The sequence below is a fragment of the Renibacterium salmoninarum ATCC 33209 genome, from assembly GCF_000018885.1.
GTDB lineage: Bacteria > Actinomycetota > Actinomycetes > Actinomycetales > Micrococcaceae > Renibacterium > Renibacterium salmoninarum.
In genome coordinates this window covers 2,321,547-2,347,770 of the sequence record NC_010168.1, presented here as the reverse complement: position 1 = coordinate 2,347,770, position 26,224 = coordinate 2,321,547, and the positions used below count along the sequence as shown (strand labels likewise).

The 26,224-nt window shown below is 56.7% G+C and carries 20 protein-coding genes and 6 pseudogenes; 20 read left to right on the top strand and 6 right to left on the bottom strand.

Annotated elements, in window-relative coordinates; all coding sequences use genetic code 11:
* Positions 1 to 145: 145 nt before the first annotated feature.
* Together RSAL33209_RS17600 and RSAL33209_RS16415 are read right to left on the bottom strand one after the other, a co-directional pair.
* A complete protein-coding gene (locus RSAL33209_RS17600) occupies positions 146 to 985 on the bottom strand; it encodes a hypothetical protein (protein ID WP_145962076.1) in 840 nt (279 codons plus the stop codon).
* Between the two features lie 98 nt (positions 986 to 1,083).
* Positions 1,084 to 1,563 (bottom strand): DUF6318 family protein, encoded by a 480-nt coding sequence (locus RSAL33209_RS16415; RefSeq protein WP_049758976.1) that lies wholly within the window; start codon positions 1,561 to 1,563, stop codon positions 1,084 to 1,086.
* 458 nt (positions 1,564 to 2,021) lie between these two features.
* On the opposite strand from RSAL33209_RS16415, the gene RSAL33209_RS11575 reads away from it, so the two are divergent.
* The 6 genes and pseudogenes from RSAL33209_RS11575 to RSAL33209_RS11555 all read left to right on the top strand — a co-directional run bounded on the left by RSAL33209_RS11575 (position 2,022) and on the right by RSAL33209_RS11555 (position 7,883).
* A complete protein-coding gene (locus tag RSAL33209_RS11575) occupies positions 2,022 to 3,185 on the top strand; it encodes an ABC transporter substrate-binding protein (protein WP_012245995.1) in 1,164 nt (387 codons plus the stop codon).
* 361 nt (positions 3,186 to 3,546) lie between these two features.
* Positions 3,547 to 3,762: pseudogene (locus RSAL33209_RS20060) on the top strand (ATP-binding cassette domain-containing protein); the annotation flags it as partial.
* A 139-nt stretch (positions 3,763 to 3,901) separates the two neighbouring features.
* Positions 3,902 to 4,183, top strand: a complete 282-nt coding sequence (locus RSAL33209_RS20055) for a P-loop NTPase family protein (RefSeq protein ID WP_012245993.1) — start codon at positions 3,902 to 3,904, stop codon at positions 4,181 to 4,183.
* Positions 4,176 to 5,046: pseudogene (locus RSAL33209_RS11565) on the top strand (ABC transporter permease). Before RSAL33209_RS20055 ends, RSAL33209_RS11565 begins: the two are co-directional and overlap by 8 nt.
* A gap of 81 nt (positions 5,047 to 5,127) precedes the next feature.
* A pseudogene (cobA, locus tag RSAL33209_RS11560) lies at positions 5,128 to 6,388 on the top strand (uroporphyrinogen-III C-methyltransferase).
* A gap of 28 nt (positions 6,389 to 6,416) precedes the next feature.
* Positions 6,417 to 7,883 carry an FAD-dependent oxidoreductase gene (locus RSAL33209_RS11555; protein WP_012245989.1) on the top strand — a complete coding sequence of 489 codons (1,467 nt, stop codon included), beginning with the start codon at positions 6,417 to 6,419 and terminating at the stop codon, positions 7,881 to 7,883.
* A gap of 77 nt (positions 7,884 to 7,960) precedes the next feature.
* Here RSAL33209_RS11555 and RSAL33209_RS11550 read toward each other — a convergent pair whose 3' ends face one another.
* Positions 7,961 to 9,403, bottom strand: a complete 1,443-nt coding sequence (locus RSAL33209_RS11550; RefSeq protein ID WP_041684742.1) for a PucR family transcriptional regulator — start codon at positions 9,401 to 9,403, stop codon at positions 7,961 to 7,963.
* Between the two features lie 154 nt (positions 9,404 to 9,557).
* Here RSAL33209_RS11550 and RSAL33209_RS11545 point away from each other — a divergent pair, with 154 nt between their 5' ends.
* From RSAL33209_RS11545 to RSAL33209_RS11530, 3 genes are all read left to right on the top strand, one after another.
* Positions 9,558 to 10,988, top strand: coding sequence for a gamma-aminobutyraldehyde dehydrogenase (locus RSAL33209_RS11545; protein WP_041685690.1), 1,431 nt, complete (start codon positions 9,558 to 9,560; stop codon positions 10,986 to 10,988).
* Positions 10,989 to 11,046: 58 nt separating this feature from the next.
* The gene (gabT, locus tag RSAL33209_RS11540) at positions 11,047 to 12,405 is read left to right on the top strand and encodes a 4-aminobutyrate--2-oxoglutarate transaminase (protein ID WP_041685688.1); all 1,359 of its coding nucleotides are present in this window, start codon (positions 11,047 to 11,049) and stop codon (positions 12,403 to 12,405) included.
* Positions 12,406 to 12,732: 327 nt separating this feature from the next.
* Positions 12,733 to 13,608, top strand: a complete 876-nt coding sequence (locus RSAL33209_RS11530; protein ID WP_041684740.1) for a universal stress protein — start codon at positions 12,733 to 12,735, stop codon at positions 13,606 to 13,608.
* Here the strand turns inward: RSAL33209_RS11530 and RSAL33209_RS11525 are convergent.
* Positions 13,605 to 14,159 (bottom strand): annotated as a pseudogene (locus RSAL33209_RS11525) (EamA family transporter); the annotation flags it as partial. The gene RSAL33209_RS11530 and the pseudogene RSAL33209_RS11525 overlap by 4 nt on opposite strands.
* 44 nt (positions 14,160 to 14,203) lie before the next feature.
* On the opposite strand from RSAL33209_RS11525, the pseudogene RSAL33209_RS11515 reads away from it, so the two are divergent.
* Positions 14,204 to 15,469: pseudogene (locus RSAL33209_RS11515) on the top strand (IS3 family transposase).
* Here RSAL33209_RS11515 and RSAL33209_RS19730 read toward each other — a convergent pair.
* The gene (locus tag RSAL33209_RS19730) at positions 15,459 to 15,893 is read right to left on the bottom strand and encodes a sensor histidine kinase (protein WP_012245981.1); all 435 of its coding nucleotides are present in this window, start codon (positions 15,891 to 15,893) and stop codon (positions 15,459 to 15,461) included. The pseudogene RSAL33209_RS11515 and the gene RSAL33209_RS19730 overlap by 11 nt on opposite strands.
* Before the next feature lie 13 nt (positions 15,894 to 15,906).
* Positions 15,907 to 16,032, bottom strand: a pseudogene (locus RSAL33209_RS19725) (hypothetical protein); the annotation flags it as partial.
* Between the two features lie 232 nt (positions 16,033 to 16,264).
* Between RSAL33209_RS19725 and RSAL33209_RS11505 the strand changes: the two are divergent.
* The 10 genes from RSAL33209_RS11505 to der all read left to right on the top strand — a co-directional run bounded on the left by RSAL33209_RS11505 (position 16,265) and on the right by der (position 26,158).
* Positions 16,265 to 17,632: a cation:dicarboxylate symporter family transporter gene (locus tag RSAL33209_RS11505; RefSeq protein ID WP_041685682.1), complete on the top strand. Its 1,368-nt coding sequence runs from the start codon at positions 16,265 to 16,267 to the stop codon at positions 17,630 to 17,632.
* 199 nt (positions 17,633 to 17,831) lie between these two features.
* Positions 17,832 to 18,377 (top strand): hypothetical protein, encoded by a 546-nt coding sequence (locus tag RSAL33209_RS11500; RefSeq protein WP_145962075.1) that lies wholly within the window; start codon positions 17,832 to 17,834, stop codon positions 18,375 to 18,377.
* 188 nt (positions 18,378 to 18,565) lie between these two features.
* On the top strand, positions 18,566 to 19,444 hold the full coding sequence (locus tag RSAL33209_RS11495) for a ParA family protein (protein WP_012245978.1): 879 nt from the start codon (positions 18,566 to 18,568) through the stop codon (positions 19,442 to 19,444).
* A complete protein-coding gene (locus tag RSAL33209_RS11490; RefSeq protein WP_233494193.1) occupies positions 19,428 to 20,327 on the top strand; it encodes a segregation and condensation protein A in 900 nt (299 codons plus the stop codon). Before RSAL33209_RS11495 ends, RSAL33209_RS11490 begins: the two co-directional genes overlap by 17 nt.
* Positions 20,320 to 21,006 (top strand): SMC-Scp complex subunit ScpB, encoded by a 687-nt coding sequence (gene scpB, locus RSAL33209_RS11485; protein WP_012245976.1) that lies wholly within the window; start codon positions 20,320 to 20,322, stop codon positions 21,004 to 21,006. Before RSAL33209_RS11490 ends, scpB begins: the two co-directional genes overlap by 8 nt.
* Positions 21,007 to 21,055: 49 nt before the next feature.
* Complete coding sequence (locus RSAL33209_RS11480) at positions 21,056 to 22,093, top strand: pseudouridine synthase (RefSeq protein WP_012245975.1); 1,038 nt, start codon at positions 21,056 to 21,058, stop codon at positions 22,091 to 22,093.
* A gap of 23 nt (positions 22,094 to 22,116) precedes the next feature.
* Entirely contained in the window at positions 22,117 to 23,241 is a 1,125-nt protein-coding gene (locus RSAL33209_RS11475; RefSeq protein ID WP_012245974.1) for a prephenate dehydrogenase, read from the top strand.
* On the top strand, positions 23,238 to 23,972 hold the full coding sequence (gene cmk, locus RSAL33209_RS11470) for a (d)CMP kinase (RefSeq protein ID WP_012245973.1): 735 nt from the start codon (positions 23,238 to 23,240) through the stop codon (positions 23,970 to 23,972). Before RSAL33209_RS11475 ends, cmk begins: the two co-directional genes overlap by 4 nt.
* A complete protein-coding gene (locus tag RSAL33209_RS11465) occupies positions 23,965 to 24,651 on the top strand; it encodes a lysophospholipid acyltransferase family protein (protein ID WP_174258548.1) in 687 nt (228 codons plus the stop codon). The genes cmk and RSAL33209_RS11465 overlap by 8 nt, the downstream gene beginning before the upstream one ends.
* Positions 24,644 to 26,158, top strand: coding sequence for a ribosome biogenesis GTPase Der (gene der, locus RSAL33209_RS11460; RefSeq protein WP_012245971.1), 1,515 nt, complete (start codon positions 24,644 to 24,646; stop codon positions 26,156 to 26,158). The genes RSAL33209_RS11465 and der overlap by 8 nt, the downstream gene beginning before the upstream one ends.
* The last annotated feature ends 66 nt before the right edge of the window (positions 26,159 to 26,224 follow it).

Genomic DNA, 26,224 nt, shown 5'->3' with positions numbered 1-26,224 from the left:
GCGGATCCAGATTAGCCAAGGCACTCCCTACTGTCGATGAACTGACCATCGTGCTGTCTACCAGGGTGAACTACTAATTTAGAGTTAACAGTTCGATCTGCTTGTTGCCTTTCATGTATCGGTGGTTCTATTACCTGCGCGCTGCCTATTTTGTTGCGGTGTTCGCGGGACAGGCCCAAGCTGCTGGGTTTTGTAGGCAATTTTGGTCAACCAATTTGGTGGTGATTCGCCAGACTTTGATGGCGACTTTGTTGGTCGCAAAGTTGCCTTGGCCGGGGATGGGAACTGCTGGGTGACCGTTGACGGAGTAGGTGCCGGTGAACGTTGTGGTGACGCCGGCGGTGTAGTCGAGGGTGTCTTGGTAGGCGTGCGACGTCGGTGTTTTCTGGCCGATGTTATCGGTGCTCAGGGTGATGCCTGCTGCTTGGGTAGGGCCGAGTTTAGTTCCATCGCCATAGTCGTAGCTGTAGGCGACTGGGGTTGCGGTGATGTGGACCTTTTGACCGAGTAAGACCAGATCGAAAGTTTGCGGTTTGGTGTCGACGACGAAGTTGGTTTGCGCGCCTTTCAGCGTGTTGATTCCGGGTTGCGAAGTTAGCGCTCCTGCGTTGATCGGCTGCTGTTGGAAAGCGGTCTGAATCTGCGCCGCGATCTGTTCGAGGACGTCGACGGGTTTCTGATCGTAGACGCAGGTTAGGGCGCCAGATTTTTGCCAGTCAGGTGGATCGAAGCCTTTTCCTGCGACGTACCACTGGACCATTTGGCCGTGCTCACCGTCTTTGCACTGGCTTGCCGAGATCGCTCCGCAATGTGCTGCGTCAGAGTTGCTATTGTCGGTGGTTCCCGTAATGCATTCCTGAGCGTATTTATAGATTTGGGATTCTTTTGGTGTGATCGAGGAACCAGAGGTCCATCCGTTGTTGCCTGGAACCTGAATGAATGTCCCGATTCCACCATCGTCATTTCGCCAAAAAAACTCCCCCATCGTCGGCATGAGCTAAGTTAGGAAAGCAGACCAGAGAACCAAGCAATACTGAGAACAGAATTGCTAATTTTTGACTGTTCAGAAGTTTCAGCATGGAGTTAGCCGATCTTACCGATGTCGTATACGAACCACTTGCTGTCTTGATAGGCCGCGTTGAAGATCGCACCATTGGCAACTGACGCTGCCCTGGTCTCGCCAACGGTCCCGTCTGATTTGTACGAAGTTGCGTCAGGTAGGTTTAATTGCAACATCATTTGATAGGCACCATTTGAGGCGGGTTTGAACCCGAGATTGGCAATCTGGGCGCGGGCGACCAGAATCTGATCACCGACTGACCAACGTTTGGCCTTGTATTGTGCATCTATATTGCCGAGCACTTTGTTGCAATAAGAGCAAGAACTTTGGGTGATTTGGGTGACAACTGCGATGTCCCCAGTTTCAACTGCGTAGTTATAGGCCGCGTACCAATACCGGGTAAACGCGTCCAGCCCCTTCTCGGAAAACTCATCCGCCAGTGCGGGTTTCTCGGGCTTCGGCACGTTTTGCGCCGGACCTTTCGCATCTGCAGGCTTGTACACCGGCGTCGGTGTCGGGGATGCAGAACTCTGCGTGGAACTAGGGGAGCCGCCGGAACTCGAAGGCGCTGGCCCGCCACCGCTACACCCGACCAAAGCCAGAAACAAAGCAGCTGAAACGGCCGAACCACTAACGAGCTTTTTCATCAAAACCAAGGCTTGCTCCTGATCGCTGCACCAACGGGTTTATGGTTTCCCAGAGTAATAGTGAAACCGCACAGTCTGAAGAGAAGCTGAATTACCTGTGGATAACTCAGCCAACCGGCCAGCACAAATATGACTCTTCGTTACCCAGCGTGACCCCCTGTTTCCGCACAATTGAGGCGCAAGCCCAGCGAAACTACCGTTGACGCATGGTCACTAAAACCTTGCCTGCCAAGCGCGCAAATCAGCGATGTCGAATGTGCTGACTCAACGCAATTAGTCAGCCCAATGCACTCACTCGCAGCAAAGATCCCGCCATGTCAGATAACAACGAAGAAATCCAAAACACTAAAATTGTGGCTGGACAAAAAGCGCCGAAAAAGCCCAAAGCTAAGAAGCGCCGGACGGTCGAAGTCTCGGTGGCTATCGGCATCGCCGCCGTCATTGTCGCCGGCGCCGCAACGGCAACTATCGCGGCCAATTCAAACAACAAGCCGGCCGAGACCGCCCAAACAGCTGACGATCTCAAAGAGCTGAAACTTGGCTACTTTGGCAATGTCACACACGCTTTGCCGGTTGTTGGCGTTCAGCAAGGTTTTTACTCCAAGGAGCTTGGCAAAAATGAGCTCCAAACCCAGATCTTCAACGCAGGTCCTGCCGCCGTTGAAGCGCTCAACGCCGGTGCGATTGACGCCGCCTATCTTGGCCCGAACCCGGCTATCAACTCTTATGTGAAGTCCAAAGGCGCCTCCATCAGTATCGTCGCTGGCGCCGTTTCCGGTGGCGCTCAGCTGGTGACCAAACCCAACATCAACAGCGCGCAAGACCTCAAGGGCAAGGCCTTAGCTACTCCGCAACTCGGCGGCACGCAAGACGTCGCGTTGCGCAATTGGCTCGCGAACAACGGCCTGAAGGTCGCCACCAACGGCGGCAACGACGTCACGATCAACCCCACGGACAACGCGCAAACTTTGAAACTTTTCCAAGATGGAAAACTCGACGGCGCCTGGCTCCCCGAACCCTGGGCCTCCCGGCTGGTCCTGGACGCCGGGGCAAAAGTCTTGGTAGACGAGAAAGATCTCTGGAAAGACGGCGAGTTTCCCACCACGATTCTGATCGTGAATAAATCCTTCCTCAAAGACCACCCCAACGCGGTCAAGGCCTTACTCACTGCGCAGCTCAATACCCAGGACTGGCTCGCTAATAACAAAGACCAGGCCGTCAAAGCTGTCAATGACGGGATCAAACAAGCTGCGGGAGCAACGCTTGCCGACGCCGTCCTCAAGCGGTCGTTGGATAATCTCACCTTTACCGCAGACCCAATCGCGGCCAGCTACCCCGAGCTCCTCGCGAACGGCGTCAAAGCGGGCGTTACCCAGGACGCCGACATCAAGGGAATCTTTGATTTGCGGCTGCTCAATCAAATTCTGAAGGACCGTAATAAGCCAACTATCAGCGCTGGCGATCTAGGTCAGAGCTAAGCAACAATTTCGCGATAGTTAGATGACTTTCCGATAGTTAGACGACCTGAACTCTGGCTATCGGAAAGTCGTCTAGCTATCGCAAACGGGCTCGCAAAGCGACTTAGGCTGGCCCCGGAGCAACCAGCGTAAGTGTGACTTCCGGTTACCCCGCATGACTTCGCGTTGCCGCTTTATTGAGTGAACGGCTCTAGCTACCTAGCGTTGAGGAATGACAGTGACAGCCACCGCACAAGAGCAGCTAGCGGCGTCCCCAACGCCGGCACGCCCAGTCGTTGTGCTGAACAAGCTGGGCAAGACTTTTGGTGGTGCTAAAGGTCTGAATACCGTGCTGGAAGATGTGGATCTGACTATTGGTCAGGGCGAATTTGTTGCACTTCTTGGCGCTTCAGGCTGCGGCAAGTCCACGCTGCTCAATCTAATTGCCGGACTAGAAACTCCCACCGCTGGCAGCATGGAAATCCCTGCCGACGGCGTCGCCTTCATGTTTCAGGACGCCGCCCTTTTTCCCTGGCTCACCGCGCAGGTTAACATCGAACTCGCGCTCAAACTTCGCGGCGTTCCAGCCGAAGAGCGCAAAGATCAAAGCCGAAGAGCTCTTGGCCTTAGTGCATTTGCAGCATGCCGGTGCCAAACGTCCACACGAACTTTCTGGCGGTATGCGTCAACGAGTCGCTTTGGCCCGGTCGCTCGCCCAGGACAAGCATGTACTGCTGATGGATGAGCCATTCGCCGCCCTGGACGCCATTACAAGAGATCTGCTCCATGATGAACTTGCTCGAATTTGGCAGCACACTGGCCGGACGATTGTTTTTGTCACCCACAATGTCGGCGAAGCAGTCAGATTGGGCCAACGCGTGCTGTTGCTCTCCTCGCGACCAGGCAAGGTCATCCGGGAATGGCGAGTCGATGAAGCGCAAAAGCAACCCGAACAGGCGGCGTTGCTTGCCAATGAAATGAGCGCCGCGCTGCGTCAAGAAATTAGTCGACATGTCTAGCACTCTCAGCCTCGACAAAAAAGATGCCGAGCTCGAAGGCCTAGATAAGCTGCAGACCGACGTCGGCTCGCAGAAAAGCTTGAAAACAAGCCTGGTTCGAGTATTTGCGCCGCTTACCGCCGTCGTGGTGTTGATCGCGATTTGGCAGATCTATGTGCTCCTGAGCGGCAAACGGCCCGACGTCGTCCCCGGCCAGCTTGACGTGGCGGGTACCTTTGGCCAACTTTGGGCTCAAGGCACGCTGCAAGAGGCGGTCTGGACTTCGGTACAGCGTGGCGTGATCGGCTTCGTGGGCAGCGCCGTCATCGGCACCGCTTTGGGCTTAACTTTTGGCGCAAGTTCGACCGCTCCCTACCGCATTCGGTCCGCTGATTTCCGGCTTACAAGTGCTGCCAAGTGTTGCTTGGGTGCCAGCTGCGATTATCTGGTTTGGACTCTCTGACGGCACGGTCTATTTCGTCTTGCTGATGGGTGCAATCCCGTCCATCATCAACGGTCTCATTTCTGGCGTGGATCAAGTGCCACCGCAGTTCCGCTCAATGGGCTCCGTTTTAGGCGCTTCAAAGCTAGAGATGGCCTTCCGGATCATCTGGCCGGCTGCACTTCCCGGTTACCTTTCGGGGCTCAAACAGGGCTGGGCATTTTCCTGGCGCTTGCTGATGGCCGCAGAGATCATCGCAGTGGGTGGCAACTTCGGATTTGGTCTAGGGTCCCTGCTGCAACGCGGCCGCGATCTGTCCGATATGGGCGTGGTGATGGCCGCAATCTTGGCGATTTTGGTGGTGGGGATTGTGGTTGAACTTGCCGTATTTGCGCCGATCGAACGCAAATTGCTTCGCGGCCGCGGCCTGCTGCCCGGCTGAAGATGAGGCCGAGTTACTCCGGATGAACTGCGGCGTAATACACGTTCGTTGCGCTCACACCGCAAAAGCTAAAGTCGATCCATGACCGTTCGTGACCTGTACCCGACTTCGCTGCGTTTACTTGGCCGCCCCGTGCTCGTGGTGGGCGGTGGGCCGGTTGCGACTCGTCGGGCCAAAGGTCTGCTCGACGCCGGAGCGGTAGTCACCGTGGTGGCGCCGGAAGTGTCCACAGAACTGTCAGAGATGCACGACGCCGGACTGCTCAGTTGGCAGCCGCGAGCTTACCTACCCGCGGATCAAGATGGTAAATGGTTTGTACAAACCGCGACCGGAAACCCCGAGGTAGACGCCCAAGTAGCCGCGGATGCCGAGCTGAACCGGGTGTGGTGTGTCAATGCTGCCGATCATGAGAGCTCTGCGGCTTGGACCCCGGCCGTTGCTCGCGTTGATGACGTCACAGTCGCAGTGAAAGCTGGCGGTGACCCACGCCGCGCGCTAGCAATTCGCCGCGCGATTGTTGCCGGATTAGAGACCGGTTCCATTCCGTTGAAGCACCATCGCAGTGCTAAAGGTTCGGTTGCTCTAGTTGGCGGCGGCCCCGGTGCCGAAGACCTGATAACGGTGCGCGGCCGGAAACTTCTGGCCCAGGCCGACATCGTGGTTGCTGACCGACTCGGTCCGCGCGGGCTGCTTGCCCAGCTGGACGGTGCCACCGAAATCATTGAAGTGGGCAAGAGTCCGCAGCACCACCCCGTCCCGCAAGCCGAAATCAACGAGATTCTGGTCCGTGAAGCCAAAGCCGGTAAACGTGTGGTCCGGCTCAAGGGCGGCGATCCTTAATGTCTTAGGCCGTGGCGGTGAAGAAGCAGAGTTCTGCCGAGATCACGATGTTGACGTTGAAGTGGTTCCTGGCGTCACCTCAGCTATCTCGGTGCCCGCCGCCGCTGGCATTCCAGTAACTCATCGAGGGCTAGCTCGTGGCTTCACCGTAGTCTCTGCACAACATGAAGACTTGGCGGAGGTGCCGAGCGGTAGCGACCACACTGTGGTGCTGCTGATGGGCGTTGCTACGCTGCGCCAATCCGCGGTGACCTTGACCACAAAGGAGCGTGTTGTGCACTGCCCAGTTGCTATCATCGAAGATGGTTTCGGGGCAGGTCAACGCATCACGATCGGTACTTTGGGCAGCATCGCAGACCAGGCTGAGGCCGTCGGTGTTGCTGCGCCCGTCGTCGTCGTCGTTGGTGACGTGGCGCGAATTAGCCCCTTTGCCCCCAACGATTTTAGGCTGGCACATTTTCGGCCGGCCCCTATCAGCGAAGTAGCGCACGCAGCTCGTTGAGCTTCGTATTCAGAAGGAGAACGAACTGTTGTCTAGCCACACCGAACTGTTTCAACGGAGCACCGCTGAGCGTCCACTACGGGTTGCCGTGATTGGTTCCGGCCCCGCAGGTGTTTATGCAGCGGATATTTTGACCAAATCTGATCTGGTCAAAAATGGCGAGCTGGAGGTCAGTATTGATTTGTTTGATCGTTATCCGGCGCCGTTTGGTTTGATTCGGTATGGGGTTGCGCCGGATCATCCGCGGATTAAGGGCATTATTCAGGCTTTGCATAAGGTGCTGGACCGTGGTGATATCTGTTTCTTTGGGAATGTTGAGTACGGTACTGACCTGACGTTGGCGGATTTGCGGAAGCATTATGATGCGGTGATTTTTGCGACTGGTGCGATTGATGATGCGGCGCTGAATATCCCTGGTATTGATCTTGAGGGTTCTTTTGGTGGGGCAGATTTTGTCTCTTGGTATGACGGTCATCCTGATGTGTCGCGTGATTGGCCTTTGGATGCGCAGGAAATCGCGGTTCTGGGTAATGGGAATGTGGCGTTGGATGTTGCCCGAGTGCTCTCTAAGCATGCTGATGATTTGTTGGTGACCGAGATCCCGGAGAATGTTTATGCGGAGTTGAAGAAGTCTCCGGTGACGGATGTGCATGTTTTTGGTCGTCGGGGGCCTGCGCAGATTAAGTTCACGCCGTTGGAGTTGCGTGAGTTGTCACATTCGAAGGATGTGGACATTATTTTGTATCCGGAGGATTTTGAGTTTGATGCGGCTTCTGATGAGGCGGTGAAGTCGAATAATCAGGTCAAGACGATGGTGAATACGTTGACGAACTGGTCGGCCGAACAGCCTGAAGAAGGTAGCCAGCCTGAGGATTCGACGGCGTCGCGTCGTTTGCATTTGCATTTTTTGCATAATCCGGTGGAGATTCTGGGTGTAGATGGTCAAGTTAGTGGGATTAGGTTTGAACGTACTGAGCTTGATGGCACTGGTAACGCTCGTGGTACGGGGGAGTTTTTGGAGTATCCGGTGCAGGCTGTTTATCGGTCGATTGGTTATTTTGGTTCGGCGTTGCCTGAGGTGGAGTTCGACGCGCAGCGTGGTGTGGTCACTAATGTTGGTGGTCGGGTTCTGGGTGTTGATGGTGAGCATGTTCCGGGGTTGTATGCGACGGGTTGGATTAAGCGTGGTCCGGTCGGTTTGATCGGCCACACTAAAGGCGACGCCCTGGAAACCATTACATTCCTGCTTGAGGATTTGGATTCACTACCAGCCGCTGAGGCACCTGCTGCGGCGGCGATTGTCGAATTGTTGGATGCGCGCGGCGTCGAATTCACCAGCTGGGAAGGCTGGCACGCGCTCGACGCGCATGAAAAGTTGCTGGGCGAAGGCTTTGATGCGGCAGCCCTGGGCTTGGAGCTGAGCCGAGAGCGGGTCAAAGTTGTAGCCCGCGAAGAGATGGTGAACATTTCCCGAGCAATTAACGCCAAGGTCTAACCCTTTTTCCAAACGCTGCACCACTTTTCGGGCTTAAACCCACTGTTTAAGCCCGAAAAGTGGTGCAGCGTTTGTGGTTAGTGGAGCTTTCGGACTGAGAGCGCTAGCCATAGCTGTACTCGATCCGCAGTTAGCGAAGGGTCAAATCCGGTCAGCTCAGTGATTTGGCCCAGCCGGTAGCGCACCGTGTTCCGATGCAGCGACAACTCTTCGGCGACGGCGGCCAAGGAACCGTTGAGCTGAAGGTAGGTTTCCAGGGTGTTCATGAGCTCCGCACCGTGCAACTCATCGAACTCCAGCAGCGGCCCGAGCGTCTCGGTGGCCATATCCACGATGGGTACATCTTCGCTGGCTAATAGCAACGAAGTCAGTGAAAGTCGCTCGGGTTCATTGACCTCAAGCCCGCGACTGGCAGCCTCCCGCGCTTCGAAATAGCTCCAGCGCAACCCATTTGCTCGCGCGTAGGCGCCACCGACACCAACCGACGCCGGAATCCCAGCACCGTGCAAATACCGTGACAGCCGAGTCGCCAAAGCAGCGGGGTCTCCAACTGCGGCGGGCAATACGACCAAAAACTCCTGCTCGACGACGGCGGTAACGCCAGCTTCTAACGCCGGAGGCAGTGCGATGCCGCTCAATAAGGCGAATTTCTTTTCCGTTACTTGAATCAAAAGGATGACGTTTTTTACCGAGGGGTCAATGTGAATTCCGCGTAATCTCGCGGAAATATCGGCCGCTGGAAGGGCTGATCTCAGCACGTCTTGGATAACTTGTCCAGCTACATACCGTCCGTCGTTACGGCGCTGCCACTGATTCGCAAGTTCCAAGCTGATGAGGCTTTTTGCGTAATCAACAATGCCCGCATCTCGAAACGGTTTGCGTAACCACAATGTGCACGCGTCACGCTTACCGGTGGGCACCGGGACCGGCAGCCAGCCGTCGTCTTCAGGCTCCGCGTGCGGGATTGAACTGTAAAGCTGAGCGTGGAATTGCTCCAGCACGACGTCGGCGCCAACCATGGTGCGCAAAGTTGCCAAGAGGCTGGCCAAACCGGAACCGGCAGTTTGATTCGCCGTCAACAACGACTGTGCCAATGATTGATGGCCAGCCAGTAGTTTTTGCAACTCAGCGACGTGCTCGGCGCTCAAAGCATCTGCGACCAACTTACCAATGGCGATGAATGGCGTCTGGTACGGGACTTCGATAATCGGGATGCTCCACCGGTTAGCCTCTGAAACCAGCGGTTGTGGCACGGCATCATGACCAAAGCCAATACCGAAGCCGATGCCTACCGCGCCAGCCCGTTTGACCTGGCGGACAAAGATTCGCTGCGCATCAGCTGTTGCCAGCCTTGCCCCTGTGGTCAAGACCAATTCAGCTCCGGTGAGGAACGGCTGCGGATTTTCGACTTCGGTCACCGCAACCCATTCGATTGGTGTGCGCACCGTGCTTGCCGAAGAGCCCATGGTCCGCAGGGCAAGACGCGAGTCGTCAAGTAAGTCAGTAAGCGTGATCGCCATAACCTCTAGGCTAGTTTGCGTACTAGACAAACGCACTATTTATGGCAAGATTCCTAGTGCAGTCGTCCATTCCGAGGAAATCCCAGGTGTCATAGGCTCCCAATCAATCCGGACTTCATCACCGAACTTACACAGAAATCAGAGGTTGGACACCGTGGTCAACACCTTGCAGAACTTCATCAATGGCGAATTTGTTGCACCTACCGGTAACGGCGTGCTCGACGTGGTTAACCCGGCCACCGAAGAGATCGTGGCACATGCGCCGATCTCCAGCCCGGCTGATATTGACGCGGCAATGGATGCGGCCGCCAAAGCCTTCACTAGTTGGAAGCGCACCACGCCGTCCGAACGGCAAATGCTGTTGCTCAAGTTGGCCGATGCCATGGAAGCTCGCAATGATGAATTGGTAGAAGCGCAACACCGCAACACTGGCCAGGTAAAGCAGCTTATTGCTGACGAGGAAGTTGCTGCAGGGGCCAACCAGATCCGCTTTTTTGCCGGTGCTGCTCGATTGCTTGAAGGCAAAAGCGCTGGCGAATATATGGAAGGTTTCACCTCCTACGTGCGCCGCGAAGCTGTTGGCGTGATTGCCCAGGTGACGCCATGGAACTATCCGTTGCTGATGGCCATTTGGAAGATCGGCCCGGCATTGGCCGCGGGCAACACCATTGTGCTCAAGCCGTCGGACACTACGCCGGAAAGCACCTTGGTACTGGCAGAGCTGATCAATGAGATCTTCCCAGCTGGCGTATTCAACGTGGTACTCGGCGATGGCGAAACCGGTGCCGCAATGGTGGCACATCGCACGCCGGCGATGGTCTCTATTACTGGCTCGGTTCGAGCAGGTATTGCGGTAGCAACGGGTGCCGCCGCGGGGCTTAAACGGGCGCACTTGGAACTGGGCGGCAAAGCGCCAGCCATCGTTTTCGCGGATGCTGATCTGGCCAAAACCGCTCAGGCTTTGGCCGAATTCGCGTTCTTCAACGCCGGCCAAGACTGCACGGCAGTCACCCGCATTTTGGTGCAATACGCGGCCAAGGACGAATTCTTGAGCTTGCTGAAAACCGCTGCGGAAGGTTTGCACACTGGCAGCCAGGACGATAGCGAAAACTACTATGGCCCGCTCAACAACGTGAATCACTTCGCGGCGGTCAGTAAAGTCGTGGAGTCGCTGCCTGAATACGCAACCGTTGTGACCGGCGGACACCGAGCAGGAGACAAGGGCTTCTTCTATGCGCCGACCGTGATCGCCGATGTGAAACAGACCGACGACGTTGTGCAGAAGGAAACCTTTGGCCCAGTGATCACCGTGCAGACTTTCAGTACCGAAGAAGAAGCGCTCACGATGGCGAACGACGTCGAGTATGCCCTGGCCTCGTCGGTCTGGACTACCGATCACGGAACCGCGATGCGAGTCTCTCGCGACTTGGATTTCGGTGCGGTCTGGATCAACACACACATCATACTCACTGCCGAGATGCCGCATGGCGGATTCAAGCAGTCTGGCTACGGCAAAGATCTCTCGATGTACGGCGTCGAAGACTACACCCGGATCAAACACGTCATGAGTGCGCTCGACGCCTAAGGCTTCAGCACCGCTATGACTCAAGTAGAATTTTTTTGTATTTGTGAAAGGCAACATCATGGCTGAAATTCAATATCGTCTGGAACAGAAGCGTCGGGTGCTGGGGGACTTCCCTGGACCAAAGTCAGCCGCTCTGGCCGAGCGTCGGAAGAAGGTCGTCGCCGGCGGCGTTGCCTCTAGCGTCCCGGTGTATGTGGCCGACGCCGACGGCGGCATCATCCATGATGTTGACGGCAATTCTTTTATCGACCTAGGCTCCGGTATCGCGGTAACGTCAGTGGGCGCTTCGGATGCCGCTGTTGTCGGCGCAGTTGCAGAGCAGGCCGCACACTTTACGCACACCTGTTTTATGGTGACCCCTTATGAGGGTTACATTGAGCTCGCTGAAGAGCTGGCGCGGTTGACCCCTGGTGACCATGAGAAGCGATCGGTATTGTTCAACTCCGGCGCTGAGGCAGTGGAGAACGCCGTCAAGATCGCACGTTTAGCTACCGGCAGGGACGCCGTCGTCGCCTTTGACCATGCCTATCACGGTCGCACCAACTTGACTATGGCGCTGACCGCCAAAGCCATGCCGTACAAAACTGGCTTCGGTCCGTTTGCGCCGGAAATCTACCGAGTGCCGATGAGCTACCCGTACCGCGAAGAAGCCAATATCAAGGGCGAAGAAGCTGCCCAACGCGCCATCACCATGATTGAGAAGCAGATCGGTGGCGATCAGGTCGCAGCAATTTTGATCGAACCCGTGCAGGGTGAAGGCGGCTTCATTGTGCCAGCCGAAGGCTTCTTGCCCACCCTGGCTGCATGGGCCAAGGAAAAGGGCATCGTTTTCATTGCCGACGAGGTGCAATCCGGTTTCTGCCGCACCGGAGCCTGGTTTGCCAGCCAACACGAAGGCGTCGTCCCGGACCTGATCACCCTCGCTAAAGGCATAGCCGGTGGCCTGCCACTCAGCGCCGTTACCGGACGTGCGGAGTTGCTGGACTCGGTACACCCTGGTGGCCTTGGTGGCACCTATGGCGGCAACCCAATTGCTTGTGCCGCTGCGCTCGCCGCGATTCGGACTATGGAGGAATACGACCTCAACGCGCGCGCACAGCGAATTGAAGATATTGTCTTCGCTCGGCTGCGTCAGCTTGCCGAGGAACTCGGTGAGCAGAGCATCATTGGCGATATTCGTGGCCGTGGCGCGATGCTGGCAGTAGAACTGGTCAAACCGGGAACCGCACACACGACCAAAGAGCCAAATGCAGAGGCTACCAAGGCTATTGCAGCAGCCTGTCTGCAAGCCGGCGTGGTCATCTTGACTTGTGGAACGTACGGCAACGTGGTCCGGCTTTTGCCACCGTTGGTGATTGGTGAAGAACTGCTCAGCGATGGTTTGGATGTGCTGGAAAAAGCCATTCGTAACGCCTAAGCAGAGCTCGGGTTGGGGCTGAATTCTGCTAGGCTCCAGACATGATTTTCTTAGCCATTACAGGCCTTCTCATGTTTATTGCGAAACATGCGTTGATAGCCGGAATTGGTGTTGTTTTGGCTCTGGGCTTTTTCGCCTGCATGGCCTGGCTAGTTGTCCAGGGTCTTGCGGCAGTAGTCACGTTGACGATCCTTTCCGTTCGTAAGACGAATCGTCAGGCACGTAGGCGGCTCCAAATGTCTATCTGACGTTTGGAGCCGCGCTCTGTGTAAAGTGTGAGCAGTTGTGCGTCTAGTGGTTTTGTCTTGCGTCGATGGAGGATATTCAATGCGGTACGTAGTCGGTTACACCCCCAACGAACGTGGGGCAGATGCGGTAGCGTTAGCCGCCGTCATCGCGAAGACACAATGCGCACATTTGGATCTGGTTTATGTGGTGAAGGATGGCGCACCGTATGTGGCGCTGAACCCACAGGGCAACCGGGTCAGCGCGGCAGAGCAAGAGGTGCTCACCGCACGTCGTGAAGCGCTCAAGCACGTGCCGGAAGGCATCGAGGCTGAATTCCATGTGCGTGAAGCTGAGTCTTTTGCCAATGGTTTGATTGAGGCCGCCGTCGAATACGAAGCCGGGTTGATCGTCGTCGGCGCAGCAAACAATGGAATTTTCAAACGCTTTACTGTCGGTTCAGTAGCTAATGCTTTGCTACACGCTTCACCGGTACCGGTGGCCCTTGCGCCCCGCGGCTACCAACGCAAGGAAACGCTGAGCAGGCTGACCTTGATGGTGGGGACTAGGCAGGGCGCGCAGGCGGCGATTGATGTTGCTATCGATTCAGCTGGTCGCCGAACCATCCCGCTCCGGCTTGTTTCACTCGTGGAACTTGATGAGCTCACCCAACAGGACTTTGACCTGGACAATGCCCTTAGCCCGGCACGTCAGCATGCGAATTCAATTCTGGCCAAAGCCGGTGAGCAACTGCCCGCTGGCGAAGCTACCGTTACCGTGGCACACGGTCGCAGCATTGAAGAAGCGATAGATTCGATTGGCTGGGACGACGGCGAACTCGTGATTGTCGGATCGTCGCGACTTGCGCAGAATAACTTACTTTTCATTGGCAGCACAGCGAACAAAGTCTTGCGCGCGTTGCCGGCGCCGATGGTCGTCGTGCCGCGTGACTACGAGCGAGTTAACTCGCAGGTCTAAACAACCAACGCGGCTTTTCGCAGTCCAGCATTGCGGCGAACGGACAGCACCATGTCTGTGGTGAGCAGCAACAGCGCGAGCCAGACGATGCCGAATCCGATCCAACGTTCTGGGCCCATGTGTTCACCCAAGAAAAGCACCGCGATGAGAAACTGCAGCACCGGGGCAAAGTACTGCAAGAGCCCGATCGTCGTCATGGGTAGCCGTCGTGCTGATGCACCAAAGAAGAGCAGCGGCACCGCGGTAATGACGCCGGAGGCGGCCATCCACCAGAAGTGTGCTGGCCCTTCGCTGGCGATTGTGCTGGCGCCGCTGAGCGCGATGATCGAAACGACGACGATCGCGAACGGCGTCAGCACCGCAGTTTCAACACTTAGAGAAGTCATTGCGGTGACTTGCGAACCGACTCGTTTTTTCACAAATCCGTAAACACCAAAGCTGAAAGCAAGCACCAGGGCAATCCACGGCAGTTGACCGTAGGCGATTGTCAGTTCAATAACAGCCGCGAAACCAATTCCAACGGTAGTCCACTGCAACGGCCGAAGTGAATCGCCCCGGTGTGTCCGGAGACTTTCTTGTTTGAGAGGATCAGGACATGGCAGGGAAAACTACGACACGGTATCCGCAGGAGTTGAAGGATCGTGCGGTGCGCATGGTTGCGGAGATGGAGGGTGCGTCTTCGGAGTGGGCGGCGATGCAAAAAGTTGCCCAGCTTTTGGGTGTGGGTGTGCCGGAAACGGTGCGTAAATGGGTCCGGCAAGCCGAGATCGATGTTGGTACTAGAACTGGAACAACGAGCACGGAATCGGCCGAGCTGAAACGGTTACGGCGTGAGAACGCTGAGCTGAAACGGGCGAACGCGATCCTTCGGAGTGCTTCAGCTTTTGTCGCGGTCGAACTCGACCGCCACAACACTGATCGTGAAATACATCAAGGACCATGCCGGTCACCGCGAGAATAATGGATTGCGGTGGGGTGTCGAGTCGATCTGCCAGGTGCTTACTGGGACGGGGTGAAGACCGCCCCGTCCACGTACTACGAATGGGTGGATAAAACACGATCTCACCGAGAACAACGTGATGAGGTGCTCAAGCCCGTGATCCAGAAGGTGTATGCCGCTAATTACGGGGTTTACGGCACCAGGAAAGTCTGGTTGGCGATGAACCGTGAAGGTGTGCCGGTGGCCAGGTGCACGGTAGAACGGCTCATGGGGTTACTTGGCATACAGGGTGCGGTCCGTGGCAAGGTCAAACGCACCACGATCAAAGACTCGAAGGCGGCCCGAGCGAAGGACTTGGTCCGCCGTGATTTCACACCAACGGCACCGGATCGGCTATGGGTAGATGATTTCACCTATGTTTCGACCTGGTCCGGGTGGGTCTATGTTGCCTTCGTGATCGATGCTTACTCTCGGAGGATCCTGGGCTGGTCAGCGAGTGCTTCTATGAACACCGTGCTAGTGCTCAACGCAGTTAATCAGGCAATCTGGAGTCGTGAACGGGCCGGGGCTGAGATTTCCGGGGTGATTCATCATCACGATGCCGGGGCTCAATACGCCTCCTTGGCCTTCACCGAACGCCTGGCCCAGACCGGTATCCGCCCCTCGATCGGTTCTGTGGGTGATAGTTACGACAACGCCTTGGCGGAAACCATCAACGGGCTTTATAAGACCGAGCTGATCAAACCCGGCAAGCCCTGGCGGACTCTAGAAGAAGTCGAAATCGGCACCGCTGAATGGGTCGATTGGTACAACCACCGAAGGCTCTACCAGTACTGCGGAGACATCCCACCAGTAGAGCTAGAAAACCACTACTACAATCACTACCAGAGCACGGCAGCCGCCGACAGGCTCATCGTCTGAGAAACCCTCCGGACACGCCGGGGCGATTCACCGACTCGTAGTAGGAAAATAACTGCCCCAAGCGTTCTGGTCCCCAGCCCAAAGTGATCCGGCGCAAATAACGGCCTAAAAGCCAGGAAGTTAAGGTGCCCGCGACCAGCAACACCAGGCCCAGCAAAAGTAATGCCGGAATTCGCCCGCTCAACGCAATGTCTACCGTGGTGACGGTTACGCCGACGGCGACCATCGCTTTGACCTGCCCATCGGAATCTTTGACTGGCACGATGCTGCGCACCGAGGGCCCTAGCGTGCCAGTGGTGACTTCGCTGTAACTGTGCCCAGCAAGTGCTTGAGTGATCGAGCCGATATAGGGTTTGCCCAATTCGGCTGGGTTTGGGATGCGTCCATCTGGTCCGGTCCGGGGCCATGATGGTGATGAAATCAACTTTTGTCTCGTGATCTACCGCAGTGGCATAGGGCTGCAAGATTCTACTCGGGTCGGCGATTGTGACCGCTATCGCCGTCGTCCGTTCAGTTACTTGGGTATAGGCGCGGTCGCGCGAATCGATGAAGGCTGCCGTCACCACAAAGGCGGTCAAGATGATGATGAAAAGCAGCTGACCGAGAAAGAGGCGCCGGGCGATGCTCCAACCTTGCACGCTAGTCTCGCTTTCTGCTACCGGAAATTTTCTGGTTGCGACGGGTTGTCTCTATGAACAATATGACCGCAACAGTGACCTCAGTCACAATCCTAGGCAGTCTTAGTCTTGCAATGACTGGCGGGCGGTCGCCGTCCAAGGATGTCGGAGGATGAAAATGAGCTCTCAACGTGGAGAGACTGCAGCGCAGGGGACTAAGCGCACGAAACGGATAGACAAGACGCAATGGCTCTATATGGCGGTAATTGCCGCGGTAGTTCTCGGCGTTATTGTTGGCTTGATAGCCCAGACGACGGCGACGCCGGGCCAAGAGACTAAAAACTTCGCCACCGCGCTGAAGCCGTTGGGCGATATCTTCGTTGACCTCATCAAGATGCTCATCGCGCCCGTCATCTTCTGCACCATCGTGACCGGCATCGGCTCCATTGCGAAAGCCGCCACGATCGGAAAAGTTGGCGGCTTGGCCCTAGTCTATTTCTTGGTGATGTCTACCTTCGCGTTGGCAATCGGCCTGGTGGTTGGCAACTACCTCCACCCGGGCGAGGGACTCAAACTTCAGGCTTATAAACCAGCAGCCAGCGGCGGCACCGGCAATGCGCTATTCGACTTTGTGATCGATATTATTCCGCTGGGAATTCCAGTGCTGCCGACGCTATCTATCGCGATTCTGATTGGCTTCGCGGTCCAGCGGATGGGTAAGTCTGGCGAGCCGATTCTGCGCGTTGTCAAGGCGGCGCAAGGCTTGGTGTTCCGCATCCTGATGATGGTGATGTGGGTGGCGCCGATTGGTGCTTTCGGGGCAATTGCTGCAGTTGTTGGCGCTACTGGCTTTGAAGCAGTTAAATCGATGTTATTTTTGATGCTCGGTTTCTACGCCACCTGCATTGCTTTCATCGTGTTGGTGCTGGGCTCGGTGCTATACCTAGTGACCCGGGTCACTATTTTCAAGCTCATGAAGTACCTGGGCCGCGAGTACTTGTTGATCTTCTCCACCTCATCGTCAGAGGCGGCTTTGCCCAGGTTGATTGCCAAGATGGAGCATCTAGGTGTTTCTCGACCGGTTGTTGGCGTGACGGTTCCCACCGGTTACTCCTTCAACCTAGATGGAACCGCGATTTACCTCACGATGTCTTCGCTTTTCGTGGCGAATGCGATCGGTGTGCACATGGGCTTGGGTGAGCAGATTTCGTTGCTGGTCTTCATGATCATTGTTTCCAAAGGTGCCGCCGGCGTTGCCGGTGCGGGGCTGGCGACCTTGGCCGCCGGCTTGCAAGCTCACCGACCGGAGCTGCTCAACGGCGTCGGCGTTATTGTTGGCATCGATCGGTTCATGTCTGAGGCGCGCGCCCTGACTAACTTCACCGGCAATGCCGTGGCCACGGTGCTGATGGTTACCTGGGTAAAATGGATCGATCGGGCGAAAGTGGATCGTGTACTGGCCGGAACTGAACCCTTCGATGAGTCCGTTTTGGATGCTGATTCGCATACCGCAGTTGAGCCTACAGAGGCATTAGTGCGTAGCTGAACCTGCCCTGAAAGAGAGTTTTTCCGCCGATTCCCGGTGAATTGCCAGCTAAATGAAACTGGCAGTTCACTGGGAATTCGGTTTTTTGCTGATTAACAGTCTCTAAGGTGATCTCGGACTTATCGCGATAGGCAATCGCCTTTGCGCTCCAGCGGCCCAATCAGTGGACGCGAACTGTTTCGGAGAAAAGGAAATTCTCGTGACTTCTGCATCAACAATGAAGGCTGCTTTCGTCAAGCCTGCAGCGGCCGCGGTTTTGGCCCTTGGGCTTTTGGCTGGCAGTGCAGCGGCGGCTTCGGCTGCTCCGGTAGCGACGAGCATGGGCGATGCAGCCAATGCTTCGCTCGCCGCCAGCTGTGCAGTTCCCTCGAAGGAAAACCTCAGCGTAGCCAAGGAAATCTACAAAATCACTCAAGAGCGCAAAGTTTCCGCTCGGGTACTTTTGGCAACCTTTGAAACTGCTTGGGTTGAATCGCACGTCAACAATCTCAACTGCGGTGATTCGGATTCGCTTGGCGTCTTCCAGCAGCGTCCGTCGCAGGGCTGGGGAACCAAAGCTCAAGTGACTAACGTGAAATATGCGACGAATAAGTTCCTTGACCAGGCAATCGCCCAGGACAAGAAGCTTGGCTCAAGCGTCGCTGCTGGCGAGCTGGCACAGAAGGTACAACGCTCTGCCTACCCAGACCGCTACGACGCGGCTAAGTCCAAAGCACAAAGCATCATTGCTGAGGCGAAGAAGTAGCGTTCGAGTTTCCAAGTACACGCCGTTGGGCGGTGGGATCAGTCTGTAGGCCGATCTCACTGCCCAACCTTCTAGTTCAGCTGGAGGGTAAAGGCTCGAAATTGCTTCTGTGGTAATTGCCTTGTCTGCACATTCCGGAGCGGTAACGTTGCACTAAGAACCAGCAACAACGAAGAAAGCGTGAACAGGTGAGCAGCGAAACGTTGGACGGAACGGATCTGGAAGCCGTGTTGGGCCCCACAGGCCGGCCGATGACAGAATTCCCTGAACCTCCCGTGCTGACCTCGCATGGTCCGGCCCGCGTTATCGCGATGGTCAACCAAAAGGGCGGCGTGGGTAAGACCACCTCGACGATTAACCTTGGTGCGGCACTGGCAGAGCTAGGGCGGCGAGTGCTGTTGGTCGACTTTGATCCGCAGGGCGCCCTCTCAGCGGGTCTTGGCACCAATCCGCATGAGCTGGATCTCACTGTGTATAACGTGCTGATGGATCGCAAAGTTGATGTCAAAGATGCCATCCAGCGCACGGAAACCGAAAACTTGGATTTGCTACCGGCCAATATTGATCTTTCCGCCGCTGAAGTTCAGTTGGTTAACGAAGTGGCCCGTGAGCAAGTACTGGACCGCGCACTGCGCAAAGTTGAAGACGAATACGACGTTATTCTGATCGATTGCCAGCCTTCGCTGGGTTTGCTCACGGTTAACGCGCTTACTGCTGCACACGGCGTGATCATTCCGTCGATCTGCGAATTCTTTGCGCTGCGCGCCGTGGCGTTGCTGGTTGAGACGATCGAAAAGGTGCAGGACCGGATCAACCCGAGGTTGCAGATCGACGGCGTGCTGGCCACGATGTATGACGCGCGGACCTTACACAGCCGCGAAGTGATTTCTCGATTGGTTGAGGCCTTTGGTGACAAAGTCTTCGAAACAGTGATCAAGCGGACCATCAAGTTTGCTGACGCCACGGTTGCTGCGGAGCCGATTACTACCTATGCCGGAAACCACCAGGGTGCGGAGGCATATCGCCGCCTGGCCAAAGAGCTGGTGGCCCGTGGCGGTGCTCCCTGACCAAAAGCGCGGGGACCTAGAGCTGTCAGATCCGGTTACCGAGCCAGTCAGCAAGACTCGGTTCGAAGTCCGGCTGAATAACTTCACCGGCCCCTTTGATTTGCTGCTTGGCTTGATTGGTAAGCATGAACTGGATATCACCGAAGTGGCACTGGCTACCGTTACCGATGAATTCATCTCCTACATCCGCGCAATGCAGCGGGCGGATGGTGAGACCGGTGCTGGACTGACCATCGGCGCCCTCGATGAGGCGAGTGAATTCCTCGTCATTGCCGCGACGCTTCTTGACCTCAAAGCCGCCCGACTTTTGCCACAGGGCGAGGTTGAGGATGAGGAAGATATTGCGCTGCTAGAGGCTCGAGATCTGCTGTTTGCTCGCTTATTGCAATACAAAGCATTGAAGCAGGTGGCTACCTTATTCGGGCGAACCTTTGAGCAGGAAGGCCAATGTTCTCCCCGCCAGGTTAGCCTTGAGGCCCCTTTTGCCGCGCTACTGCCTGAGCTAATTTGGAAGTACACGCCAGAGCAATTTGCCACCTTGGCGGCAAAAGCCCTTATGCCCCGCGAACCGTTGCCCACCGAGGTTGGCTTAGCCCATTTGCACGCACCAGCGGTTAGCGTCAAAGAACAGGCCGAAATTATTGGCGGCAGACTCAAAGCAGGCAAGGCGCTATCTTTTCGGACTTTGGTACAAGACGCCGAGACAACTTTGGTGGTTGTTGCGCGATTCCTCGCATTATTGGAGATGTTCCGGGACGCGGTTATTGCCTTTGAACAAGCGAGTCCGTTGGGCGATCTCACCGTGCGTTGGACCGGAGCGCAGGAAGATTGGAGCGCGGAGAGTATGACTGAAGAGTATGACGAGGATGGTGCCGATGAGTGAAGATTCAGCCAGCCAGCCAGAGGCAAGTCAACCGGCCCTGAGCCAACCAGAACCGGAGACTTTCGACGTCGGCTCGGTGCCCGGTGGCTTACCTGCGGCCCTTGAAGCAATACTGATGGTGGTGGATGAGCCGATCAGTGAACTGAACCTCGCCAGCACCGTCGGGCGGCCCGTTATCGAGGTGACTGAAGCGCTCGTGGCGCTGCAACGCGAGTACGACGGGTATACTGGTAGCGGTTCTGATGCAGATTTTGACGAAGATCTGCAACCGCGTGGCTTTGAGTTACGAAGCATTGCCGGTGGCTGGCGGTTCTATTCGCGTAGCGATTTTGCACCCTTGGTACAGCGGTTTGTGCTCGAAGGTCAGACGGCGCGACTAACGCAAGCAGCGTTGGAAACGCTGGCGGTAATTGCTTACCGGCAGCCGGTATCTAGGGCCAGGATCTCCGCGATCCGAGGCGTCAATGTGGACTCAGTAGTGCGGACATTGACCCAACGTGGATTGATAACTGAGCTGGAAACCGACCCGGAAACCGGGGCGATTCTGTATGGAACCACCAGCTATTTCCTGGAGCGGTTGGGCTTGGGCAGCGTCGATGAGCTTCCCAAGATTGCACCGCATTTGCCAGGAGTAGAAAACCTAGAAGATTTTGATGAAGTAACCCGGACTGCCGAATAAGCGAAGCCGGAAAACCACAGCTGAGAAGTTGCGAGATTAAGGACGTAGGATGACCCCGACCCCCCGTTCAGGTGCCCAAGGCCGAGGTGGCAACGATGGAGGACGTCCTAGGCGTCCACAATCTGGTGGCAAGTCTGCCACCTCCGGTAGCAAGTCATTCGGTGAGCGTTCGGCAAAGCGTGCCAGTGCAGCCGGCAAACCGGTTGGTAAAGCTGACGCTGGCAAATCAGGTGCCGCGAAAAAATTCGCGCCGAAGTCGCGTCCTTTCGGCAAGGAACGCTTTGGCCAGAACCTTGGCCCGGTAAAGAATCCGCCCACGCGCAGCCGTCCGAATGCCGGCCAAGATATGCACGATCCCGAGGGCGTCCGCTTGCAAAAAGTGATGGCCGCTGCTGGAGTTGCTTCGCGTCGAGTCTGCGAAGAGATGATCGAAGATGGCCGAGTTGAAGTTGACGGCAGCATCGTCACCGAGCTCGGATTACGCGTCAATGTTGAGACTGCAGTGATTTCAGTCGATGGCATTCGACTGCAGCTCAAAGAAAACATGATCTACCTCGTTTTCAACAAGCCGCGCGGTGTGGTCTCCACGATGGATGACCCGGAGGGTCGCCGAAACATCAGCGATTTCTTGAAGAACAAGTACGCCCACGAGCGGCTGTTCCATGTGGGCCGGCTCGATCAGGCAACTGAAGGCTTACTTCTGCTGACTAACGACGGCGAATTGGCCAACCGATTGACGCACCCGAGCTACGAAGTGCCTAAGACCTACTTGGTACAGACCAAGGGCCCGATGGAAACTGGCGTCAGTAACCAGATGCGAAAAGGCATCGAACTTGAAGACGGGGTCACCAAAATTGACGCGTTCAAACTCGTTGACTCCACCCCGGGCCACGTGCTGGTCGAGGTAGTACTGCACTCCGGCAAGAATCGCATTGTGCGTCGCTTGTTTGATGCGGTGGGCTACCCGGTAGAGCGCTTGGTTAGATTGCAAGTTGGCCCCATCCGCTTGGGAGATCAGAAACAAGGCAGCATCCGCGCGCTTGGCCAACAGGAAGTGGGTCATTTGCTCGCTTCCGTTGGACTCTGATCCAGAACGGAGTGTGAGCCGAAATGGCTGAACACATCACAAATCTCCGCGATACCTACCTCAAGGGCCCCGTGGTCGTTTTCGGCACGGGCCTACTGGGCACCAGCATCGGTCTTGGTCTGAGCCATCGCGGTATTTCCGTGCTGCTTGACGATCCTTCGCCGTCCGCGCTTTCGGTCGCGGTGGATATCGGTGCGGGTACGCCGCTTAAGGACGCACCAACAACGTGGCCGGAGCTAGTAGTTGTTGCCGCGCCGCCGGACGTCTGTGCCCGGGTGGTGGCGGACGCGCTGGAGCGGTTCCCAGCCGCCGTCGTCGTTGACGTCTCTAGCGTCAAAGGCGCGATCCTGCGCGAGCTGGAAGCGATTTCGGTAAAGACTCCCTTGGACTTGAGCCGCTACGTTGGAACGCATCCGATGGCTGGCCGCGAGCGAGCTGGTGCGGTTTCTGCGCGCGGTGAGCTCTTCAATGCCATGCCCTGGGTGGTTTGTGCGCCTGAGGGCGGCAGCCCAGTTGCCGTGCAGACCGCGCAAAACCTTGGTTTGGATCTGGGAGCGGTACTCAGCAGCTTCAGCCCGGACGAGCACGACGCCGCGGTGGCTTTGGTTTCGCACTTTCCGCAAATGATGTCCTCGCTGGTTGCGGCGCGTTTACAGGAAGCGGAGCCGCACGCGTTGTCGCTCGCCGGAAATGGCTTGCGTGACGTCACCAGAATCGCGGCCTCGGATGCTGGCATGTGGGTGCCGATTATGGCCGCCAATGCCGAGCCGATTGTGGCAATCCTGCACAATCTGCACGAGGATTTAATTAAGCTCATTGGCACATTGGCTGCACCTAGCGCCCCGGGCGCCAGTCTAGCGATGGCCAAAGTGATCAGTGCTGGCAACGCTGGCCAAGCTCGGATTCCAGGCAAGCACGGCGGCCCTGCGCAGCCTTATGTCTGGCTAAGCGTGCTGGTCGACGACGAGCCCGGCCAAATTGCGCAGTTACTCACTGAAATCGGCGAGATCGGCGTGAACCTAGAAGATTTACGCCTGGATCACTCATCTGGTCGTAACGCCGGCATCGTGGAGATTTCAGTGCTGCCAGGCAAACGGGAAATGTTGATCGATGAGTTGACGGTCCGAGGCTGGAAGGTGTTGCAATGAGTGCTTCTTCGCAGTTGCGAATTGGCAAGTCGCTGGTTATTGCGATCGATGGGCCGTCTGGTTCCGGGAAGTCTTCAGTCGCCCGAGAAATTGCGAACCGGCTGGGCTTGGCTTATCAAGATACCGGCGCAATGTACCGGTCCCTTGCCTTGGTCTGCCTAGAGAACCGGGTAGCGGTGCAAAACCAGGCCGCGGTGGAAGAACTCGCCAAACGGTTTTACTTTGAACAGTCATTTGATCCGGGCATCGATATGGTCGCGGCGGGTCTCGACTTCGAGCGCGCCTTAGACGTTACCGATGAGATTCGGGAACCACAAGTTTCGGCCGCAGTATCGGCGGTAGCCATCAACTTGGGCGCCCGAACTGAACTGATCCGCAGACAACGCGCTGCAATCGAATCAGTACGCGGCCGAATGGTTGTTGAAGGTCGCGACATCACCACGGTTGTGGCGCCAAATGCTGAGATTCGGTTACTGCTGACGGCATCGGAAGAAGTCCGACTGGCTCGACGCGGCGCGCAGTTAGCTTCTGCTGGTGAGCAGCAGAGTGCGGAAGAACTGGTGCAACAGGTACTGGCGAGGGACGCGAAAGATGCTACCGTGGTGGATTTCCAACGGGCCGCTGACGGTGTTGTGACCATTGATTCCTCAGATCTGAACTTTGAACAGACCGTCGCGGCGGTACTGCGCTTAGTGCAGGAGAGCTTTTCGGTAGGTGGAACGGATGACTGAGAGCATTAAGCGAACCCCGGCTGCCTGGGGTACTTGGTGGTCCCGTCCATTGGGCAGGGTTTTGGACCATGTGACGTACCGGACCAAGGTTTACGGACGCGAGAAAATTCCGCGCAAAGGTGCGGTAATCTTCGCGGCAAATCACTTGAGCTATTTGGATGGCCCGGTGATGGTCGGCGCAAGCTCGCGCTATATGCACGTACTAGTACGGGACTCGATGTTCAAGGGATTCCTCGGTTGGGTGCTTCGATCTTCGGGGCAGATTCCGATCGACCGGGCCGGTGATCGAGCAGCGCTACAGGCCTCTAAAGCGGTGCTGGAGCGTGGAGACTGCATCGGTATCTTGCCGGAGGGAACTCGGGGCAGCGGTGATGCCGCGTCGATGAACAGCGGCGTGGCCTGGTTGGCGCTGAACTCGGGCGCGCTAGTAGTGCCTGTTGCGGTGCTGGGTACCCGAGTGACCGGTGAACACAAAGACAATATCCCGCGCTTGCGCCGACAGTTGTACGTGACTTTTGGCGATCCAGTGCGGATCGAACGGGTGCCCGGCCTTTCCGGGCGTGCTTCAATGGATGCGGCGGCGGAGCAGATCCGTGCGGCGCTCGCGCGAAACATACGCGAAGCGATCGAACAGACCGGGCAAGAGCTGCCTGCAGATGACAAGGTTGACAATGACTGACGAAGAATACGTTCCCACCGGCGACGACCAGATCCTGGAAAAACTCGCGGCTCTTGATGAGGGCGAAGCTGATCAGCGGGCCGAGTCATTGCGCGCCGGGTTGGCGGACTACGAGCTGGACGAAGAGGATGCCGCACTGCTGGCAGGCCTGGACTCCGGTGATTTCGACGACGTCGAAGGTGGCCTTAACCCGGTGCTTGCCATTGTTGGCCGACCGAACGTGGGCAAGTCCACTTTGGTCAACCGCATCCTGGGTCGTCGCGAGGCCGTGGTGGAAGATACTCCCGGTGTCACTCGAGATCGTGTGATGTACAACGCCGAATGGAACGGCCGCGAATTCACCGTGGTGGATACCGGCGGTTGGGAATTCGACGCTAAAGGCATTCACCAGCGCGTTGCTGAGCAAGCTGAAATGGCGATTGAGCTGGCCGATGCTGTGCTCTTTGTTGTTGACGCGACAGTTGGCGCAACCGCGATGGACGAGTCCATGATGAAGATGCTGCGCCGGTCCAAGAAGCCGATCATCTTGGTGGGCAATAAGGCCGATGATCCGCGTACTGATTCTGACGTTGCTGCGTTGTGGGGCTTGGGCCTGGGCGAACCGTGGTCCGTTTCCGCGCAGCATGGTCGTGGCGTTGCCGATTTGCTTGACAAGATCATGGAAATTCTGCCTGAGTTCTCCGAGGTGGAGACGACTGACCGTCGCGGTGGACCGCGTCGAATTGCCTTGATCGGCCGGCCGAACGTGGGCAAATCGTCGCTTTTGAACAAACTTGCTGGATCTGAGCGCGTCGTGGTGGATCCGATGGCTGGTACCACGCGTGACCCGGTCGATGAGTTCATCGAATTAGGCGACCGTACTTGGCGTTTCGTGGATACTGCAGGTATCCGACGTCGTCAGCATATGGCGCAGGGTACCGATTTCTATGCTTCGCTGCGTACCCAATCGGCTCTGGAAAAGGCCGAGGTCGCCGTCGTGCTGTTGGCCGTTGATGAGGTGCTCTCTGAGCAGGACGTGCGCATCTTGCAGCTGGCGATTGAATCCGGCCGGGCGTTGGTGCTGGCATTCAACAAGTGGGATCTGCTGGACGATGAGCGCCGCCGTTACTTGGAGCGGGAGATCGAGCAGGACTTAGCGCACGTTGAGTGGGCGCCGCGGGTCAATATCTCGGCAAAGACCGGTTGGCACAAAGACCGCTTGGTACCGGCGCTGGACACCGCGCTGGAATCCTGGGATCGTCGCATTGCAACCGGTCGTTTGAACGCGTTCCTGGGTGAGCTCGTTGCAGCGCACCCGCACCCGGTTCGTGGTGGTAAGCAGCCGCGCATCTTGTTTGGTACCCAAGCATCGTCCCGGCCGCCTAAGTTCGTGCTGTTTACCACCGGGTTCTTGGATCCAGGTTATCGCCGCTTCATTACTCGGCGTCTGCGTGAGACTTTTGGCTTCGAGGGAACGCCGATCGAAGTTTCGATGCGCGTGCGCGAAAAGCGCAAACGCACCCGCTAGGCTCTTTAATTTTGCTACAACTTCTTCCCGTCGAGTATCCATACTCGGCGGGAAGAACTGCTTTAT